The 20,351-nt window shown below is 34.4% G+C and carries 15 protein-coding genes; 7 read left to right on the top strand and 8 right to left on the bottom strand.

Annotated elements, in window-relative coordinates:
* Nucleotides 1–101: 101 nt before the first annotated feature.
* Nucleotides 102–845, top strand: coding sequence for an SDR family NAD(P)-dependent oxidoreductase (locus J3U35_RS03885; RefSeq protein ID WP_267359694.1), 744 nt, complete (start codon nt 102–104; stop codon nt 843–845).
* 67 nt (nt 846–912) lie between these two features.
* Here J3U35_RS03885 and J3U35_RS03880 read toward each other — a convergent pair whose 3' ends face one another.
* Together J3U35_RS03880 and J3U35_RS03875 are read right to left on the bottom strand one after the other, a co-directional pair.
* Nucleotides 913–3,252, bottom strand: coding sequence for a TonB-dependent hemoglobin/transferrin/lactoferrin family receptor (locus J3U35_RS03880; protein WP_267359692.1), 2,340 nt, complete (start codon nt 3,250–3,252; stop codon nt 913–915).
* A gap of 477 nt (nt 3,253–3,729) precedes the next feature.
* Nucleotides 3,730–5,643, bottom strand: a complete 1,914-nt coding sequence (locus J3U35_RS03875) for an enterotoxin (RefSeq protein WP_324123830.1) — start codon at nt 5,641–5,643, stop codon at nt 3,730–3,732.
* A gap of 603 nt (nt 5,644–6,246) precedes the next feature.
* Between J3U35_RS03875 and J3U35_RS03870 the strand changes: the two genes are divergently transcribed.
* Complete coding sequence (locus J3U35_RS03870; protein WP_267359690.1) at nt 6,247–7,197, top strand: hypothetical protein; 951 nt, start codon at nt 6,247–6,249, stop codon at nt 7,195–7,197.
* 39 nt (nt 7,198–7,236) lie between these two features.
* On the opposite strand, the gene J3U35_RS03865 is transcribed toward J3U35_RS03870, so the two are convergent.
* The 4 genes from J3U35_RS03865 to J3U35_RS03850 form a co-directional block, all read right to left on the bottom strand.
* Nucleotides 7,237–8,142 carry an endonuclease/exonuclease/phosphatase family protein gene (locus tag J3U35_RS03865; RefSeq protein ID WP_267359688.1) on the bottom strand — a complete coding sequence of 302 codons (906 nt, stop codon included), beginning with the start codon at nt 8,140–8,142 and terminating at the stop codon, nt 7,237–7,239.
* Nucleotides 8,143–8,327: 185 nt separating this feature from the next.
* Nucleotides 8,328–9,239, bottom strand: a complete 912-nt coding sequence (locus J3U35_RS03860; RefSeq protein WP_220215092.1) for an endonuclease/exonuclease/phosphatase family protein — start codon at nt 9,237–9,239, stop codon at nt 8,328–8,330.
* A gap of 281 nt (nt 9,240–9,520) precedes the next feature.
* Complete coding sequence (locus J3U35_RS03855; protein ID WP_267359686.1) at nt 9,521–10,450, bottom strand: hypothetical protein; 930 nt, start codon at nt 10,448–10,450, stop codon at nt 9,521–9,523.
* A gap of 416 nt (nt 10,451–10,866) precedes the next feature.
* Nucleotides 10,867–11,691, bottom strand: a complete 825-nt coding sequence (locus tag J3U35_RS03850) for a MetQ/NlpA family ABC transporter substrate-binding protein (RefSeq protein ID WP_267350859.1) — start codon at nt 11,689–11,691, stop codon at nt 10,867–10,869.
* A 242-nt stretch (nt 11,692–11,933) separates the two neighbouring features.
* Between J3U35_RS03850 and J3U35_RS03845 the strand changes: the two genes are divergently transcribed.
* Both J3U35_RS03845 and J3U35_RS03840 read left to right on the top strand, forming a co-directional pair.
* Nucleotides 11,934–12,707 (top strand): RHS repeat domain-containing protein, encoded by a 774-nt coding sequence (locus J3U35_RS03845; protein ID WP_267359684.1) that lies wholly within the window; start codon nt 11,934–11,936, stop codon nt 12,705–12,707.
* A gap of 14 nt (nt 12,708–12,721) precedes the next feature.
* Nucleotides 12,722–13,444, top strand: coding sequence for a hypothetical protein (locus J3U35_RS03840; RefSeq protein ID WP_267359682.1), 723 nt, complete (start codon nt 12,722–12,724; stop codon nt 13,442–13,444).
* Nucleotides 13,445–13,525: 81 nt separating this feature from the next.
* Here J3U35_RS03840 and J3U35_RS03835 read toward each other — a convergent pair whose 3' ends face one another.
* Nucleotides 13,526–14,488, bottom strand: a complete 963-nt coding sequence (locus J3U35_RS03835) for an aldo/keto reductase (protein WP_411589890.1) — start codon at nt 14,486–14,488, stop codon at nt 13,526–13,528.
* Nucleotides 14,489–14,626: 138 nt separating this feature from the next.
* Between J3U35_RS03835 and J3U35_RS03830 the strand changes: the two genes are divergently transcribed.
* The 3 genes from J3U35_RS03830 to dsdA all read left to right on the top strand — a co-directional run bounded on the left by J3U35_RS03830 (nt 14,627) and on the right by dsdA (nt 18,602).
* Nucleotides 14,627–15,511, top strand: coding sequence for a LysR family transcriptional regulator (locus J3U35_RS03830; RefSeq protein ID WP_267359680.1), 885 nt, complete (start codon nt 14,627–14,629; stop codon nt 15,509–15,511).
* A 399-nt stretch (nt 15,512–15,910) separates the two neighbouring features.
* Nucleotides 15,911–17,248, top strand: a complete 1,338-nt coding sequence (gene dsdX, locus J3U35_RS03825; protein WP_267359678.1) for a D-serine transporter DsdX — start codon at nt 15,911–15,913, stop codon at nt 17,246–17,248.
* A 22-nt stretch (nt 17,249–17,270) separates the two neighbouring features.
* Nucleotides 17,271–18,602 (top strand): D-serine ammonia-lyase, encoded by a 1,332-nt coding sequence (gene dsdA / locus J3U35_RS03820; protein WP_267350847.1) that lies wholly within the window; start codon nt 17,271–17,273, stop codon nt 18,600–18,602.
* A gap of 643 nt (nt 18,603–19,245) precedes the next feature.
* On the opposite strand, the gene J3U35_RS03815 is transcribed toward dsdA, so the two are convergent.
* Nucleotides 19,246–20,253 carry a tyrosine-type recombinase/integrase gene (locus J3U35_RS03815; protein WP_267359676.1) on the bottom strand — a complete coding sequence of 336 codons (1,008 nt, stop codon included), beginning with the start codon at nt 20,251–20,253 and terminating at the stop codon, nt 19,246–19,248.
* Nucleotides 20,254–20,351: the final 98 nt, after the last annotated feature.

Below are 20,351 nucleotides of genomic sequence, written 5' to 3'. Positions count from 1 at the left end.
AATTTTGTCAATTAATTTACTTTTTGCAATCGAATTTCTATTTCAATTCAACTCTTATATAATTATTTGTATTTTTAAAGACAAAACAGGAATAAAATTCGATGAATAAAGGAAACAAAACCGTTATTGTGACTGGTGCTTCAAGTGGAATTGGTTTTGCGATAGCGAAAGCCTATCTTGAGCGAGGTTTCAATGTCGTTGCCAATGGTCGAGATAAAGCTCGTTTAGAACAAGCAGCGATTAAATTAGGCGAACCTGATAATTTATTACTTGTAGCTGGGGACATTGCAAAGCCGCAAACGGCAGAATTGCTTTTTTTACACGCTATTGCAAGATTTGGTAAAGTCGATATTTTAGTGAATAATGCAGGCATATTTATATCTAAACCCGCCGTTGAGTATACGCAAGATGATCTAAACACTCTAATTGATACCAACCTTAAAGGGTTTTTCTACCCTGCTCAGACAGCGGCTAAACATATGATAGCCAATCAGTCAGGACATATCATTAATATTACTGCTGCCATTGCTATGCAACCTAATTTGACTATACCAGCTTTATTACCGATTATGATCAAAGGCGGTATTAATAGTGCCATTAAAGGTTTAGCATTAGAATTAGCATCAAGCCATGTTATGGTTAACGGTATTGCACCTGGCATTATTGAGACCCCAATGCATCCTACCGATCCCGAAGTTCAAGCAGTGTTAAAATCTATGGCTCCTGTCAATCGGATTGGACAGGTTCAAGATATTATCAATGCCGTCATGTATTTAACAGATTCTAATTTTGTTACCGGTACAATTATGGTCGTTGACGGTGGCTCAACGGCAGGCAAATGGTAGATAGATTCAGCACTGATGACTTATTGAAACTGCCAGTAAACTGGCAGTATTCACATTTAAATGAAGTTTAGAATCGGTATGAAACACTTGCTTTAAAGTTTCGGGCGAGTCCATAAGTGTTTTCGCCTAAATAAAGTCGATAATCTTTATTAAATAGATTATCAATGGTTAGCTTAATTTCGGCTTTAGGCAGAAAAGTCGGTTGCCAACTCGCAAAAAGATTGTGTATTGAATACCCCGACGATCGCCCTAATCCATAAGCGCCCAGATCATTTAATCCGTCATGATTTCTATCTTCTAATCCTGTGCGATCTTGTTTTCGTACAAATTGGGCATTCCACCCTGCTCTCACATTCCAGTCCGGAATTTTAAACCCCGTTGTTAATGTTGCGGTGCGTGGTGCAATCGTTGCGACATAGGTCTTATGATGCATCCATGGTGCTTGTGGTGCTGTATCTCGTTCGCCTTTTTGAATTGAGTAAGTGGCACTTGCAAACCAATATTTACTGTCATAAAACGTTTCAAGTTCAAAACCTTTGACAATCATTTTACCTGGAATATTACGATAATTTGCCTGCCCAAGCGGACACGCTTTGCCTGGACCGCATATTGATCCATTGAATCCTCGAGTAACAAAAATCTCATCGGTGACACGCTGTCTAAATAACGTGCTACGAACTTGTAACTTATCATTTTCGAGTATTAAATTATTAAAATCGAGAATATTCCCAATTCGAATTGATAAATTCCGCTCTTTTTTCAAATGACGGCTGGTTGCCGAAATTTTACCGCTTCCTCCATTTTTAGGAGTGAACTGGACTTCATAGCTTTCATCAATTGTTGGTGCTTGCCATGCATAACTGATATCCCCAAAAAATCCGACATTTTGGGTGGTTTGCCAATAGGATCCAAAGCGTGGTGTCCAACCTGAATAGGTCACGGGTGAATAGTCATGACCATAACGAGGATCGGGATCGTTATACGCTGAAGCATAATTCTTTTTACCGTGATTTCGGACATAATCGTATCGAAGGCTGGGTGATAAGACAAAATCACTAATCGAAAGTTCATCTTGAATATAAAAACTATAAGTTTGCTGTTTACCAGAAGGCATGTAAGCCGGTTGGAAATAACCATTGTGATAATTTGGCTTTTTAGCATAGTTTTTGTAATACATTAACGTATCACGATCATGTAGATGTGCTTGTAATCCAATTTTTAATGCATTATCGATAGCGCCGGTGTTAAAAATACTGACATTTTCAAGCTCGATAGTTTTATCGGTATAGCTAACCCAACTTTCGTTACCCATTGTCCCTAATGAAGCCACCGGATTGTATTTATTAGGACGAGTATCATGTTGTTTGGTTTTGGAATAAGTGGTGTGTAACGTCAAATTAATTAACGGATTATAAGTTGGCTGATAATTCCATTTAAATTGGGCGGATTCATCTTGTTGATCACGTTTTACCAATTTTCTTAACCAAGCTGCTTTATATCCATATTTTTTAATTTGTGCAGCGGTTGGAGGTGTCATTTTTTCGACATATTTGGCAGCCCAAGGTTGCCATGAATCCCGTTTTGAACGTATACCTGATAGAGTGAAAGTGTGTTCTTCATTGGGTCTAAAATTGAGTTTCGCCATGTAGGAATCCATGTCATCTTCTGAAAACTCAAATCTCGAGCCATCAGGGCGTTTAAAATTACCGCTGTCTCGGTTGGTGTAATAAATAAGACCATCAAACATGTCATCTTGTGTTCGACCATAAACTGCACCAGTCACCATATTTTGATGATTGTTTGAATGAAAACTGTATTTGATTAATGCGCCAAGGTATTGATTGGGGTCAAGCAGATCAATCGCGTCTTTAGTCTCCATTTTTATCACGCCACCAAAGCCGCCATTTCCAAACTTCACATCGTGTGGACCTTTGTTAACTTCAACTTGTTTAAGAAGTTCTGGTTCAACAAAAATCGATCCTTGTTGATATTTTTGGAATCCTTTTTGTGCACCATCTACAATAATTTTGACATCTTCAACTTTACCAAAACCCCATATATTTAAGGTTTGCCCCCCTGGCCTAACTGAACCAGCAGCACTCACACCGGGTAAAGTATTGAGCAATTCGGCAACATTATCGGACTGTTTTTGTTCTATTAGCCCTGATGAAAGTGTTGATCGTCCCGCAATAACACTATTTATTTTTTTTAATTCATCTTGCGTTGATGAGCCGGCAATGACAGTAATCACATCGTCTATATCGTCACGATTGACCATATTGTTCTTCGTTAATGGTTTATTCGGTTTATCAATATTTTGCTTTGTATCTTTATCTTCAAGCACAGACTCAGCTTGTGAAGAAAAACTCATAAAGAGTAATAAGATACTTACCTTTTTATAACTCATGTTTCATTCCTTCATAAAAAACAATTAAATCATTTAACACATCTCTAAATTTAACCTTACAAATAATAATGATAATCATTATCAAATATAGGTTTGGCAAGTATATTGGGTTTGTCAAAAAATAGACAGAAAAATATGTATAAATTTTGGTTGAAAACGTTAACAAAATTATTTTTATTTAACGGTTAAAACAACCTAGTGTTTTCATGTTTATTATCAAAATAAAGCAACGAAATGGAGAGTGATGTTAAAAACGTCGTATCGATTTGATGTTAATTTTCAGGTTCCCTATCAGATAAGCAGGAAACCTGAATGAAAAAATTATATCAGTTCAACATGAGCTTTTTTACTATTGTAAATAGTTTCATTAGATTATTTTTTTCCATTCGTTTTAAGCCCGTTTTAAACTTTGACATTTCAAACGACTATTTTGAGCCTAATTTTATGCCTTGTATTTGCAGACAAGGCATATTGTAATTATTGTGGAATTAGCGACATGACAACTGTTTCGAAAGGCTCAAGAGTGATTAATGCCGTTTTTTCCACACTCGTTGGTTTTTGCGCATAAGCTTCACTGTGATAATCAATGTTGATTTTAAAATGTGAACTTGCCTTTGCCGGCAACTCTAAATCATTTTGTAAATCCAGATAATAAATTTGCGGTTTATCTGACGGATTGCGTAAAGTAATGATGGATTTATCTTGCGTCCATCCCGCCCAACCATATACCCCTAATTTTGTGGGATCTTTACCAATCCAATGAGTGTCGAATAAGACGTTTTGGTTATCTCTTGCCCAATTAGCAGCCGATGCTAACGTATCCCAATTGTTTGTTGTCATCAGTTCAGGCGTAATGTACATTTCTTGTAATTGCGTTCCTGTTGCAAAGTAACTCCAAACTTGATCAGCAAAGTCATTTTCGGTTTCTTGTTGCAAATGTTTTGCTTGTTTAGCGTATACAATACCATGCAGCATAAGTGAATTTAATGGAAACAAGGGACCTTTTAAAACAATAGAACGATAGGTTTCCGCATCACGATAAGTTAACCACTGTTGAACTTTACTACCGGGTCCATAATAATTGACATCATCGCCACCTCGCCAGATAGAGTCGGCATAAAATAACCAAGACGGCGTCGCTTGTGTACCAGTTGTTAGATTAATATATAAATGATCATTAGCTTTACGCATATCTTGGATCAAATGAATCGCAGCATCAAAATCACTGGTAAATTGGCTGCCGGCGATCACTTTATCTGCATTACCTGTTCCATCGAGTTTGAACATGGTAATGTTCTGATTTTGGATTAATTCTAAAATTCGTTTATGAAAATTAGCATAGTATTTAGGGCCTGATAAGGCGAGTTTGCCATCCATGGTTTCATAACCCAGTTTTAATGCATTGGCAACACGAGTATCACGTGGTTTATTGTATCCACCCCAAGGTGACAACCAAATACCCAGCGCGGCGTGATATTTTTCTGATGCGGTTTTTAATTTTTTAAATTCACTCGGAAAATTATCACCAAATCCCCAGTTACCCGTTAAATTATCCCAACCATCATCAAACAGATAACCATCTAGGGTAACATGACGTTTTTCAACTAATTCTTGACCATATTGTTCGATTCGTAACAGTGCTTCTTTTTCAGTATAGGGATTAAAAAATCCGATATCTAGCCAAGAATTATAATGTAAGTACGGGCTATATGGTCGCAGGCGAACTTGATTAATAAATTCATTTACATGGCGTCTTAATTGCCCTTTTTCATAAGTGCCAATATAGGTTTTGTAACTCAAGGTGTGATTGACTTGTAACGGGATAGCTTGCGGAATTTTTTGCAACACACCACCTTCATAGGCAACGGTATTGGTTAATGGATTTTCGGGAATGATAAAAAAGGTATCACTAATAATCGGCGAACTGACAACGGAGCCGTAAACAAATGGCGCTTGAGAATGAAACGGCATTATAGAAACGTCTGACATTGAAAGTGCCTGTTTTTTAGGGGTGATTTGCAGTTCATAACTGGCAAAATGTTTATCATCATTGAGAATCAATAGGGTTTGAATCGCAATATCATGACCACTGAAATTTAAATAAATTTGATTGTCTTTTTGTTGTAAATTATCTAAGTGAAAATCTTTATCGGTCAATTTTTGCCCCGAATTTAGCGTGATCTCAAATAGCGTATTAACAGTGATTGAATCATTAGTTACGGGATTAGTAATATTAAACGATGTGACGCTTTGTTGATTGCCACTATCAGATAGCGTGATTTGGGTATACTGCCCTGTTAATTGATATTCTTTAGCCCACACCGCATCAACAGATAAACCAAATGCGCTGAGTAACCCAATTGTGATCCATTTTTTGACATACGTTTTCATTACGACCTCCTGATTGATAAAAATTCGACAAAAGAATTGACCGAAATATAAATATCAGTATAGGTATTTGAATGATGATAAATTGTGATCTTGGTTACAGATTACAGGTCGATTGAAATTGTTAAAAAAAGCTTTTATTTGTCTCAAAATGAAAAGCTAATTTGGCTTCATATTGAAATACAATGCTATTTTTTCCCTAAAATAGAGATATGATTGTTTGTACCGAGTTCAACAATGAAAGATCGTTGATAATTAGACAGCGAATTTGCTTTTATTATCTGATGTGACAAAGATCGCATTTTTGATAAATGCTTGCCAATTTGAATGCGTAGTTCAACAAAAATTCAGTTGTTGTCAATGCTATAATGATTTTAAGTGATAAATTTAAGCAAAATAGTGATATGGATAATAAATCCAAGGTATTTTCCATTTAGATGCTGTCAATAAATGAGCTATTTGAACTAAATAATTAATCGAATAATTTGAATTGAATCGAAATACAATGATAACTGTTTGTATCTATTGGCATGAATATTACATTCTTTGAATTTGTTGATTTCTGATATGCTATCTGTTCGTTATTGCCTAATGAATAATGACACTATGCAACAAATCAAAGATAACTTAGAAAAAAATCAGATAGCTATTTATTTTTCTGTGGTAATGATAGCTATTGGTCTGGTATTTTGTTTAGACAACACCTCAATATTCGACATGTTTATCAATCCAGTATTAGCATTCATGTTATTTGTCACTTTTTTACAAGTTCCTGTGACTGAGATTAAACCGTTTTGGTCTTATAAGCGATTTATATTGGCATTACTTATAACAAATTTTGTTATTATACCTGTTGGGGTTGGATTATTAGCGCTATTTCTACCTTCCGAGCCTTTCATTAGACTGGGCGTATTACTTGTGTTACTTGCCCCTTGTATTGATTATGTTGTCACTTTTTCTCATCTTGGACGTGCAGATGCCCGTTTATTATTGATGGCAACACCTTTATTATTGTTGTTACAAATGTTTTTACTGCCTGTATACTTAACTTTTATGATTGGCGAACAGGTCAACCAGCTCATTCACCTCCAACCCTTTATCCATGCTTTTATTTGGTTAATGGTCATTCCTTTCTGTTTAGCGACCTTAATGCAAGTCTGGGCTGTACGAAATCACACAGGCAAAAAAATGATATATGGGTTAAATATGTTACCCGTTCCAGCCACGGCATTAACGCTTTTTATCATTATTTTGGCAGTTCTACCTCAGCTGAAGGGTAATTTATCAGTCGTAGTATCCGTTATTCCATTTTATATAATTTTTGCTATTGTCGCCCCTTTAGTTGGATGGTTTATTGGTCGTTGTTTTCATGTTTCCGTCGCAGGAAGTCGAGCGATAGCTTTTAGTGCCGGTACTCGAAATGCGCTAGTCATTTTACCTTTAGCGTTAGCCATACCTAATGCAATACCCATTTTACCGGCAATCATCGTAACACAAACACTTATCGAATTAATCAGCGAGCTAGTTTATATTTATGTTATTGCTAAACTAAAATGAATGCTAAAAGACAATGGGCTATATGCCCATTTCCTTTTTTTATTGCTCAATCAATTTTAATTTAGCAATCACTGGGATATGGTCGCTTACAAGTGGCCATTTGATACCATTCCACTCATTGCCATCATTGGGAATAATGAATTGCTCAACTTGCCATATTTGATTTCGACTTGTAAAAATATGATCTAAATCTAATCCAGGATTTCCTGCTGGCCAAGTGCGAGTATCGACATTTTCTTGTTTTACCAATGTCCAGTATTTTTCAAGCTCTTTAATGACTCTATCATTTTTAACAGAATTAAAATCGCCTAATAAGACCATAATTCCAGATACTAAATTTGGAAATTCATCATCTAAGTCCTGATCATCAAACACAATACTATTAATAAAACGTGCTTGTGACATTCTTACCTCATCTTCTTCATGCCAATCAAAATGAGTATTAAACACATAAATTGGCGAATCAAAACCCGGCACATTAATTTGACTTAACATCAGGGATCGTTGTTCAAAATCACCAGAGGGTAACAAAAAAGTTTTACTTTTTACTATTGGATATTTAGACAATATGGCATTACCGTAATTACCGCCTTTCATGTCCGTTGCTTTGCCAAACAGATAGTACATGCCCGTTTTTTCTGCTATTACTTTTGCTTGATCTAAGCCATCACTACGTGTGGTATTTTGATCGACTTCTTCAAGAGTTATGATATCCGCATCCATTGCTTTAATCGCGTTAGCAACTAAATCTAAATTAACCTTATGCTTTCTAAGCCCGCCTGCAATGTTGAAATTTGCAATGGTAATTTCTGGTTGATCTTTACCGGTATACACTTTATTCGGCGAATGTTGATATTGTGATATCACTAAATCTTCTGTTGCCAATGCATATGAAAATAACGAAAACAAACCCACTATAATCAGTACTAAACAATTTTTCTTCATATTTTTATCCTACAGCTTTTTTGATTTCATCAATTCGAGTTAGATTATTCGATGCTCTTTTTGATATTAATTGAATTTAAATGGACATGTTGCGATCACAATCACAACTTGATGATTATCATTGGAAAATACTGTCATATAAAAATGACTGATAAAAGCCATGCAGTGATACATGGCTTTCACTATTATGGTTGTGATGATTTATTTTTAATGATCATTTGTACAGGATAATGATCAGAGTAATTATCCGTAAAATCGTCTTTTAAGACTTTAACCTCAATAACGTCGTTTTTTAATGGGGGGGACACATAAATATAATCATAACGCAGCGGTGTTGAAGCTTGATCGTAAAATACTTTGGTTGGCGCTGTCGCAATAAATTCTTTATTTTTAATTTTCAACGCATCAATAAACCCTGCATCCAATAAATTTTGTTGAACGGTATAACTTAATTGTCCATTAACAAGATTTTCTAATATCGGTCTTTTTTTCTGTTTTTCTTTGATATCGTTTAACAAATTACTTTTATCGTAGGTTTCTTTATCCGCAGGTGAAAAAGAGTTTAAATCACCAGCAATAATCCATTTACCATTTGGATCACGGCTATATTTGATTGAATCGATAATTAAGTTCATTTCATCAATTCTTTTTTCTGTCCAAAATGGATTCATATGGGTAATAACAAAATGATAGTTGCCAATATCAGCATACAGCGCACCATGCCATAGATTATCCACGACTTTATCAACATTGACTATAGGATATTTTGACGTTATGGCGACAGGGAAAAAAGCGGCATCATCAGGTTTTTCTTTCAATAATACCGCATATTTATGTCCATAACTTGCGGCAAATTTTTCAAGCTTTTCACGAGTAAAAAAATTCATTTCTTGCCAAGCAATAATATCGGCATCTTGTGCTTTTGCCCATTCGATAAATTTCTGTTTTCCGTCTGTTTCGTCTAATTTCATACCATTATAGACATTGTAACTAATGATTTTAAGGTCTTTCACATCGTCAATTGAAGCAAAAACAGTTGAAGTACTTAGGATAAAACTACTGATAATGGCTGCTAATTTTAATTTCCTTTTAATCATAATGATATACCTTTCTTTAATTAAGATTGGTTATTAGTATGAGGTTGATTGAGGTTTAAAAAAATATTTTTTTCTGATTTTTGTGATGTATATCAATATATTTTTATCTAGGTTAGTGTTTTTTATGACGAATCAGTCAGCAATCAACGAAGTATTCCTTATAAAAATAGATTTTTTATTGATTATTGTTTGAAAATTAAGACATAAAATGAGTAAAATTATTTTATGCCTTAACACAAAAAAGACGAAGTTTAATGCTTATATCAACACTTCAATTCCTTTTATTCTTGCAAGATAACAAAATTCAAATCGCTAATTGATTCGAGTGCATCAGCAATATCATTTAGTGCTTCACTATAACCATCACAATTTTTGAAAGCTTCGGTGTTGGCATCGATTATTGTTGATTTAAAATCTTTATAACCTTCACTAAAATCACTTCCTGTTAAGGTTAAAATTTGCTGCCAATTATTGAGTTTTGCTTGAATATCATTACGTCCTTGTTCACAAGCGATAGAATTTAAAGCAATATCAGGAATAGAAAACGTCGGTAATTTGTTTAATTCAGGTGTACGTTCAACAAAACGTACTCTATCTAAAGGTATATCATAATCATCTAATTCTTCTACATATTCTGGCGCAATTTTCCAAAACTCCGCTTCCCGGTATATTTTTTTTATCGTCGAGAATTTGGTAGAGTCCCTGATCGTTATTTTCTCTGGTACAGGTTTGTCAAGATCATATTTCCACCAATATTCGCTTTGATCAATAAATAAGTCATTTGTCACACTAAGAGGTAACTCTATTTCCTTTACCTTTCCATCATACATTATTGATACAGTGGTCATACTTGATTTTTTGGACATTAGTAGCATACCATAATCAGCAGGTTTCATTTTTTCGTCGATAAAATAGAAGTTCATTATTACGTAATTATTTAATGTTGGATTAATGATATTAAGTTCATTCTTTCGATTGGGTTTTACCAGAATATTTAAAGTTTCTTGGTTATAAACTAGAGTATGTTTACCAAATTCAAAAGAGTAAGCGATCTTTGAAACTGGAGGAATAACGTGTTCAGTTCCATCAATGGTTACGTTTATTTCGTTCGAAGTTGGATTATCGATCATAGTTTGAATTTTACTTGGTACAAAACAGCCGACTAAAGCCAAACTGCAAACAACAATTAAAAAATATTTAATTTTAGTCATTACTTTTATTTCATTTTATCTTTTTTGGGGATTGCGATTTTACCACAATCATATATAAACACCACGCAAAAATTACAAATATTTCATTTATAATCAATAAGATAAATAAATTAAAAAAAAGAAAAAATTGTAAATATTGGAATAAATATTCTTAATAAAAAATTAAAAAAATTTTTTAGATTTAAATAATGTTAAGTGAAAAAAATAACGATTTGTTTAATAGAACCTAATGTTACTTTATAACCCTAAAAAACTTAACATAGCATGATTAGCTGTTATTTAATGGGTTGAAAATAACTTTAAAGCAAAATGGAGCGAAGGTAAATTTCAAATGCTGATAAGATTAAATGATTAGATTTGATAATAAAACCAATATCTTTTATCCACCTAAAGATATTGGTTGTTTTTTAACTATCCTATTTTGGCCAAATAAATCGACCTTTAGCGTCCGGATCTTCTTCAATAAATTTTTTAAGTTTATCGGATTGGTAAAGTTGCTTAACGTCATTTGCCCATGCCGTGTTGAGATCTTCTTTTTTAACGACAACCATTAGCTCTAAATTGGGCGATAATTCTTCTTGAATTAATATATTATCAGCTGGCACTTTACTCAACCATGCCACACCCCCTGGCATAATTGCGTAATCAACTTCGCCAAGTACTCGCGGAATAATTTCTGATAAAAGCGTTTTAAATTTTAAATTATAGCTGTTTTCTATAATATCATTTAAGGTGATTATGCCTGATTGTGTGTCTGGTTTAAGCTTGATCCAACCTATTTTTTGTAACAACAATAATGATCGAGAAGTGTTGGAGGGATCATTCGGGATAGCAATGATTTGATTGGATGCAATATCATTGATTGAATGATGTTTCTGTGAAAATAGAGCGGCAGATATGGAAGGAATGTGTACTAATGAGACAAGGTCGTTATGGGTCTCTTTGTTATAGACGTCAAGATAATCTTGATGCTGTGCAGCATTCATATCAATACTCCCTTCAACCAGCGCGGTATTGGCATCCCGCAAAGAACTAAAATTGACCAGTTTGACGCTGTAGCCTTTTTTTTCTAATTCGGGCTTAACCACTCGCTCCATTAAAATGTTGTGCATACTAGGGGGTAATCCAACTATGATCTCTTTTTTGTCTGATTGTTTTATGTCCTTGCTTTTGTCTGTGTCACAACCTATCAACACGAGCCCCAATAATATTAAGGTAGGTAAATATAAATATTTTTTCATTATCATTCCTTCTGGATTGTGTTTGCAATATTTACAAAATATAACTCTTTGTTAATGTGTGTTATTTTTATAACGATAGGATATTTAGGATTATAATTATCAAGCTTTCATTTTGATAATACTTAAAGTTTATATCATTATTCGATTAAGATATATAAATTTTCTGTTTAATCGCTGATCTATTTGTGGTTAAATATATTCGTCATTCAGGACGTTCAAATAAATATAAAGGATTAAAAAGCATGAAAATAAATATAATCCCCCTCATCTATAGTTGCTTACTATTGACTTTGTTAGGATGTGATAATAAGCAAAGCGATTCTAAAATTATCATCAATAATTATATTAATAATGGTCAATATGATGTTGCTCCTCACTCAAAACTGATTAAAAAGCAGCGGTTTGAAGGAAGTTATTTTGGTACGATTGAAACGAACGCAGATGGTTTGATCACCTTTTACAATTTGAACGATAAAAAAGTCTATTTTGATTATCAGCAGTCACAATATATGATCAAAAATCAGGAACTTTCAAAATACAAAATTAATGTTGATGATAAACAAAATATTGTTTCGATAACTGACTCATCCGGCAACGAAGTTATCCGCTCAACCTATGACGAACAAGGACGAGTTGTGAAACTTGAAAACAGCATTATTGGTGGTTCAAATTATCTATTTATTAATCAAATTACTTATAAAAATGAATTAGTTGTTGAAAGAGACTATGAAATTTTTGATAAAACAGATGAAGCAAATATCGTTCCACTTTACCTCAATAAAAAGCAATACTTTTATAATACAGAAAAGCAGCTCATTAATAGCGTCGAACATGCTTTTATTGCTCAAAATGGTCAATATGAAAGCAATGAACACAATCAATTAATCCCCACAGAGCAATTAAACTGCGTTTACGATGATCCTAACCAGTATGGTGATTGGACAAAATTATATTGTTTAAACGAACAAGAAGAAACAAAGCGATTTATTTTACGCTCTTTCGAATACTATGACTAATGAAGGAAACAGCAATGAAAAGGATCATTTTCGTATGTGGTTTATCAATCATTCTATTTGGTTGTAATAAAAATGAAAAACTGAGTAATGTTGAGCTCACTAACAACTATTTATTGTTTAGTAGTGTTGAGAATATTCCGTATTCAAAACTGATTAAGCAACAAAAGATTATTGGCAGCGATCGCCAACAATATCTATCAGATGATAGAGGTTTCATTGTCTCAGTTGATATTGATCATGTGAAGATCACAAACGACTATGCGACGAAAAAAAGCCATTTTTCGATAGATAATCAATATGATTTGGATTTAAATATGGAATTGGATGATAAGCAGAATCTTTTGCATTTAGAAGATTTAGCCAAAAAGATCGAATGGTCTTCAACTTATGATGATCAAAATAGAATAATAAAAATCGAGCGTATTTCCAATCCATCGACAATCAGTGATATTCAGTATGAAAATGGAAATATTTCTCGAATTGTTAATACTTATATCTTAAAAATGGATTTAGCCAATATTTACACGTCAAGCGAAGAAAAGATATTTTTATATAACGATAAAAATCAATTAGATAAAGTTATCATTAAATTTTTTGATGACAAAGAGTCCAAACCAACAGAGACAAAAAGATGTTCCTTTTATGGATATAATGAACAAGGTGATTGGACGAAGTCATATTGTTTAAAAATGAATGAGAATTTTACTTATTTTAATTCACGAAAAATTGACTATTAAAAGTGTGCAAATAAGCTAATTTAATATGATTCTCCCTAATACTGGATAATGCTATTAAGGAGAATTGACCTACTTGCTCACTTATAATGCGCCTACAATTCGATGAGGAATATATAACTCTTCAAGATAAGTGATATCCTCTGGGGTTAACAAGACGTTTAACGACCCAACTGCATCATCTAAGTACTTCGTTTTTGTCGCACCAATAATCGGTGAGGTAACACCTTTCGCAAACTGCCATGCTAATGCTATTTGAGTCATTGTTACGCCATATTTTTCAGCAAGTTCATGTACTCTTTTTACTATATTAGTATCGGTTTGTTGGGTACTATCATATTTTTCGATAGCGGTTTTATCTGTTTTACTACGTAACGTATCAGTCGTCCACTCTAATCGAGCAAGACGACCAGCAGCTAAAGGACTATAAGGTGTTAATGAAACATTAAATTGTTTACAAATTGGAATTAATTCTCTTTCATCTTCACGATACAATAAATTATAGTGATTTTGCATCGAGACAAATTTCGTCCAACCGTTTTGCTCAGCAGCAAGTTGCATGTTATAAAATTGGTAGCCATACATCGCAGAAGCACCTAGTGCTCGAACTTTTCCAATTTGAACCAACTTATGTAATGCTTCCATTGTTTCTGTAATTGGTGTGGTATAGTCAAAACGATGTATAATATATAAATCGATGTAATCCGTACCTAACCGTTTAAGTGATCCGTCTATCTCTTTTTCAATTGCCCCTTTTGATAAGTGACCGTCATTAAAATAGACTTTGGTGGCTAAAATAACTTTATCACGAGCAATATTTTTTTTGATTGCTTGACCTAAATACGTTTCACTGGTTCCTGCTGAATAAATATTGGCTGTATCAATAAAATTGATACCCAAATTTAACGCATGCTGAATGATCGCTTCACTCTCACTTGGATTAAGTGTCCATGCATGCATTTTACTGGCAGGATCGCCAAAACTCATACAGCCCAAACAAAATCGTGACACTTCAATATCGGTATTGCCTAGTTTTACATATTCCATCATATCCCCTCTTTTTCCCAACCTAGTTGTAATAGTGAGCATTGAACATTGTTAAATTTATTCTAAAACGAAATGTCATTGAGATAAACCAGCGATTCTTTTATAGTATCATGAATTAAATTCATCAATACGGTCAATATGCATAACTTTAATGAGCTAAATTATTTTATTATTATCGCTGAAGCAAAGAGTTTTGTTAAAGCGGCTAAATCGTTAGGTGTTTCATCCTCAGCACTCAGTCATAGTATGCGAAATTTAGAAACACGCCTTAATTTAAGACTTTTTAATCGTACCACGCGCAGTATGTCTCTTACGGAAGCTGGTGAGCAGCTTTACAAACAATTAGCTCCATTATATCAATCAATTAATGACGAAGTCAGCGCATTAGGACAGTTTCTTAATACACCTTCCGGAACAATTCGAATCAATGCCGCGAGCCTTGCGGTTGAAAGTATTATTTATCCTAAATTGATACCTTTATTAAAAAATTATCCTCAAGTAAAAATAGAAATTGTTTGCGATAACAATTGGGTTGATATTGTTAAGCAGGGATTTGATATGGGTTGTCGTATTGGTGATGATCTTCCTAAAGAAATGATTGCGGTAAAAATTTCAGAACCTTTAACAATGGCTTTAGTAGCAAGTCCCAATTATCTTAAAAATAGAATGATTCCTAAATGTATTAAAGATTTGGATCAGCATCAACTAATTGGTTTTCGCATTTCAGCCCAGCACGCAACAGAATTAACATGGGAATTTACAGATCAAGGACACATCATTAAGTACCAACCTTCATCCCAATTTGCGATTAACAATCATTTACGCAAACAGGCTGCATTAGATGGTTTAGGCATTACCTGGATAGGTAGACCCAATGTTGAAAAACAACTAGCTGAAGGTAGTTTGATAGAATTATTAACAGAATTTGCTATTACTTACGAACCCTTTTACATTTATTACCCTAGCCGAAAAGGACATTCAAATGTATTTAAATTAGTGTTAAATGCATTGAAATACGAATGATTCAATGAGTTGTGGTATCCAATCCCATAATGCATCTTGTACCCATTTGTTGTCCTATTTAAGTCATAAACATATTACGTCAATAGACTAATGATAAAATAAGCGTCAGTTTAAAATGCTCAACCTTATTGATCAGATCAATATATAATCAAAAACAACTCATTTTTTAGTAATGTAATGATCATTATTGCACATTTTATGCACTTTCTTTACTTATTTATGTCATTTGCTTAATTAAATTTAATCAATTAAATTTAATTAGTTAATCATTAATTTCACTATACAGACTACTTTTTCAACTGAATTCAACTCATGCAAACATGATTATTTATCATTTGTCAGCCGTGAGTGCATAAAATCTAATATCCCCCCTACTTTTTAATTGAACAGGAGCTCTTGATGGATTCACAAATATGGGTTTTAGGTGTGTTGATTAGTAGTATTTTGTTAATAGTTATCAGTATTGTAAAATTGAAGCTTCATCCTTTTTTAGCCCTGCTATTATCGAGTTTTTATGTGGGCATATTAATGGGCATGAAACCATTAACAATGATAAGTGCAATTGAAGATGGTATCGGTGGAACACTTGGTTTTTTGGCTGCCGTAATTGGTTTAGGTACGATTCTAGGCAAAATGATGGAAGTATCCGGTGCAGCAGAACGCATTGGGATAACTTTGCAAAAATGTCGTTGGTTATCTCCCGAAGTCATCATGGTATTAGTGGGTTTAATTTGTGGTATTACCCTATTTGTTGAAGTAGGCGTAGTGCTTCTTATTCCTTTAGCTTTTTCAATAGCCAAAAAAACGCAGACTTCGCTATTAATGTTAGCTATTCCATTATGTACCGCTTTAATGGCCGTGCATTGTATTGTTCCTCCTCATCCCGCCGCATTATATGTTACTAATGCTTTAGGGGCAGATATTGGTAGTGTGATTTTATATGGCTTATTAATTGGACTTATTGCCTCATTAGTGGGAGGGCCCATTTTTTTACGAATCATTAAAAATAAGATGCCATTTAAAAAAGTCCCTGAAGAGTTTTCTGATTTAAAAGTGCGTACCGAAGACGAATTACCTTCCTTAGCTGCCACGCTGTTTACAGTATTATTACCCATAATATTAATGCTGATCAAAACCACAGCAGAGTTAAATATTGATAAGACTACGTCCTTGTATGCAGCGCTGGAATTTATTGGAAACCCTATTACTGCAATGTTTATTGGTGCATTTGTCGCTTATTATGTATTAGGTCTTAGACGCAATATAGGGATGAGTAAATTATTAAATCATACCGAAAATTGCTTTTCATCTATTGCTAATATTCTGCTAATCATCGGAGCTGGAGGCGCATTTAACAGTATTTTAAAAACCAGTGGATTAAGTGATAGTTTAGCCAATATATTATCGCAATTAGATATGCATCCGATCTTATTAGCTTGGCTCGTCGCCATTATTTTGCATGCTGCGGTCGGTTCTGCAACGGTTGCTATGATGGGAGCCACAGCGATCGTATCACCTATGCTTAGCATGTATCCTAATGTCAGTCCCGAAATTATCACATTAGCAATTGGCTCAGGTGCAATTGGTTGTACAATTGTGACCGATTCATTATTTTGGCTGGTTAAACAATATTGTGGCGCAACAATGACCGAAATCTTCAAATATTATACCAGTGCTACTTTTATCGCTTCCGTCGTTGCGTTACTTTGCACATTTTTATTATCAGGTATGATTTAATCATTCAACATAAGGAGTCAAAATGAATCAAATCGAAATTGAATGTCTTATCAAAGATAATCCTTTAGTTGATAAACTGATTAAACTTGAACCCTGTTACTGGTTTAATCCTAATATTACAACATTAGAAATAGGATTAAATTATGTGGGACTTGATCAACAAGATATTGCCGAGGCAAGCAATCGCTTAAAACGATTTGCCCCTTATTTAGCCATTGCTTTTCCAGAAACTTTAGCAACAAAAGGCATTATTGAATCTGATGTAGTTGAAATAGATCATATGAAAACAGCCTTAGAAGCACGTTACAATCAAAATATTGCTGGTAAATTACTGTTGAAAAAAGATAGCCACTTACCTATTTCCGGCTCAATAAAAGCACGCGGAGGTATTTACGAGGTTTTAACGCATGCAGAAAAATTAGCCATTGAGCAAGGTTTATTATCTTATGAAGATAACTACAGCAAACTGTTTTCTGATGAATTTAAACAGTTTTTCAACCAATATAGTATTGCGGTAGGATCAACGGGTAATCTTGGCTTATCGATTGGTATCATGAGCGCCAAATTGGGTTTTAATGTTAGTGTTCATATGTCAGCTGATGCAAGAGAATGGAAAAAACAGAAGTTACGTTCTCATGGTGTAAATGTGATCGAATATGAAGATGACTACAGCGTCGCTGTCGAGCAAGGTCGCAAAGCCGCTGAGTCGGATCCTAGCTGTTTTTTTATCGATGATGAAAATTCTAAAACCCTTTTTTTGGGTTATTCCGTTGCTGGCGAACGTCTAAAACAACAATTTGACCAAATGGGCATTGTCGTTAACCGTGAAAATCCCTTATTTGTTTATTTACCTTGTGGTGTAGGCGGCGGACCTGGCGGTGTAGCTTTTGGTTTAAAAATGGCGTTTGGTGATCATGTCCATTGTATCTTTGCTGAACCCACCCACTCACCTTGTATGTTTTTAGGTGTTTATACCGGCTTACACGATAAGATTTCAGTGCAAGATATCGGTATTGATAATCTAACCGCGGCAGATGGTCTGGCGGTAGGACGCGCATCAGGCTTTGTCGGTCGTGCAATGGAACGTTTGTTAGACGGTTATTATACGTTGTCAGACCAAGAGATGTATGATTTATTATCTTTACTCAATCAAACCGAAAATATTCAATTAGAACCTTCGGCTCTTGCTGGTATGAAAGGCGCTATCATAGTAAATCACGATTTACAGTATCAGCAACGTCTGCAATTAACACCGCAACAACTACAACATGCTACTCATCTGGTTTGGGCAACAGGTGGCGGAATGGTACCAGCTGAGGAGATGCAAAAATATCTTAATGCCGGCGCCAACTAACTAACCATGGCAGATAAATATCAAATGATGATATTTATCTGTCATGAAACGCATGCTTATTATTCTTTAACACATCAACATTATTTTATTCACAGTAAAATAAAACGAGAGCCTAGCGACTTAATCTAAGCGATGATAACAGATAACAGAGTTTAATAAACGCAAATAAGCTGACATTGTGGCACGATATTCTGGATTTGGTGATAGATCGGCATGATAAAATAAAATCCAAATCACTTAGATATTCCTTATCATGTGTGCGAATAAAGATATAAGAAGAGAATATAAGGATAAGTCGACGATATTTAAAAAGTATGATTAACTTTTTAGGAAAGTATTACTTTCAAATTAAATGAATTATTTTTGTAATATTTGCTTATTTTTTAAAACGCTGTCAAAGTCAGCTGCAAATATTTATCGCAGGAACTGTTATCGTCAAAACTGTTGTAGCAAGAACGAGTTTATGGATTGAATTGGTGCCAGTGGTCGGACTCGAACCGACACGCTTTTAAGGGCGGCGGATTTTGAATACTGAAATCAACCATTAAAAAACAACAACATACAAATAAAACAAACACTTAAAAACATAATAAACACGAATAAACAGCAATATAAGCTAGCTCCACCGCCATTTTACCGCCATTTATTTAATATTAATTAACGGGTTTAGTGTTGTAGCTTCTTCTAGGTGATCGGGCGCTAGATGGGCATAGCGCATGGTTGTTTTAATATCTGTATGACCAAGTATTTTTTGCAATACTAATATGTTACCGCTATTCATCATAAAATGACTGGCAAAAGTATGACGTAATACGTGCGTTAATTGTCCGTTCGGTAGTTCAATTCCAGCCCTTTCAATAGCTCTTTCAAAGGCTCGCTCATGACTGCCGTTAAATACTTTATTTTTATCTTTTGGAATCAGTTCGTAAAGCTCTTTTGTGATTGGAACGGTTCGATTGCGTCGCCCTTTCGTTTTTGTATAAGTTATCTTATAAGGTGTTATCTGTGATAGTTTTAGGTTAGCTATTTCTGACCACCTTGCTCCTGTAGATAATCCAATTTTCACCATTAGCAGCAGGTTGCTAACGTTGCTGTTTTCACATTCATCTAGTAAGGATTTTATTTGTTCATTAGATAAAAATGTCATTTCTGATTCATCAGTTTTAAACTGTTTGATATTTTTAACAGGATTAGGGCGATCCCACTCTCCTAGCCTTGACAATTCATTAAACATCGCACGAAGATAAACCAATTCAAGGTTTAATGTGCGTAATGATACCGTCTTTACTGAATCCGTTCTGTAAATTTCTCCATTCATGCGCTTTTTACGGTAATCTGTAAATGTTTTAGTAGTAAAATCATCGACCAATGGATCACAGGTTGATTGGCAAATAAACTCAAGTATCTTTTTTACTCGCTCACCGTCTTTTAATGTTTGCCCGTGGGACTGGTACCAAATATTAACCAAGTCAGACATGCAACGCCTGTCTTGCTTTTCTGCAACCCATGGTTTAGTTGCTGCTTGTTCTTCAATATAGCTTTCATACGCCAGCGCTTCCCCTTTGGTAGCGAACGTTTTACGAATTCGTCGCCCTCCCTCTAAATATTTTTCAAACATCCATTTGCCGCTGCTTTGTTTGCGAACGCTCATCGATTAATCCTTTCTGTATCTGCTATTTACTTAAAATACTATTTTTTAACAACACATATTCATCATCAGTAATAGCACCGCTACTTTTTAATGCTGCG

This window comes from Gilliamella sp. B2717 (genome assembly GCF_026536675.1).
Lineage (GTDB): Bacteria > Pseudomonadota > Gammaproteobacteria > Enterobacterales > Orbaceae > Gilliamella > Gilliamella apicola_I.
Note: the sequence above shows the minus strand (reverse complement) of the source record. Positions and strands in the feature narration are given on the sequence as shown.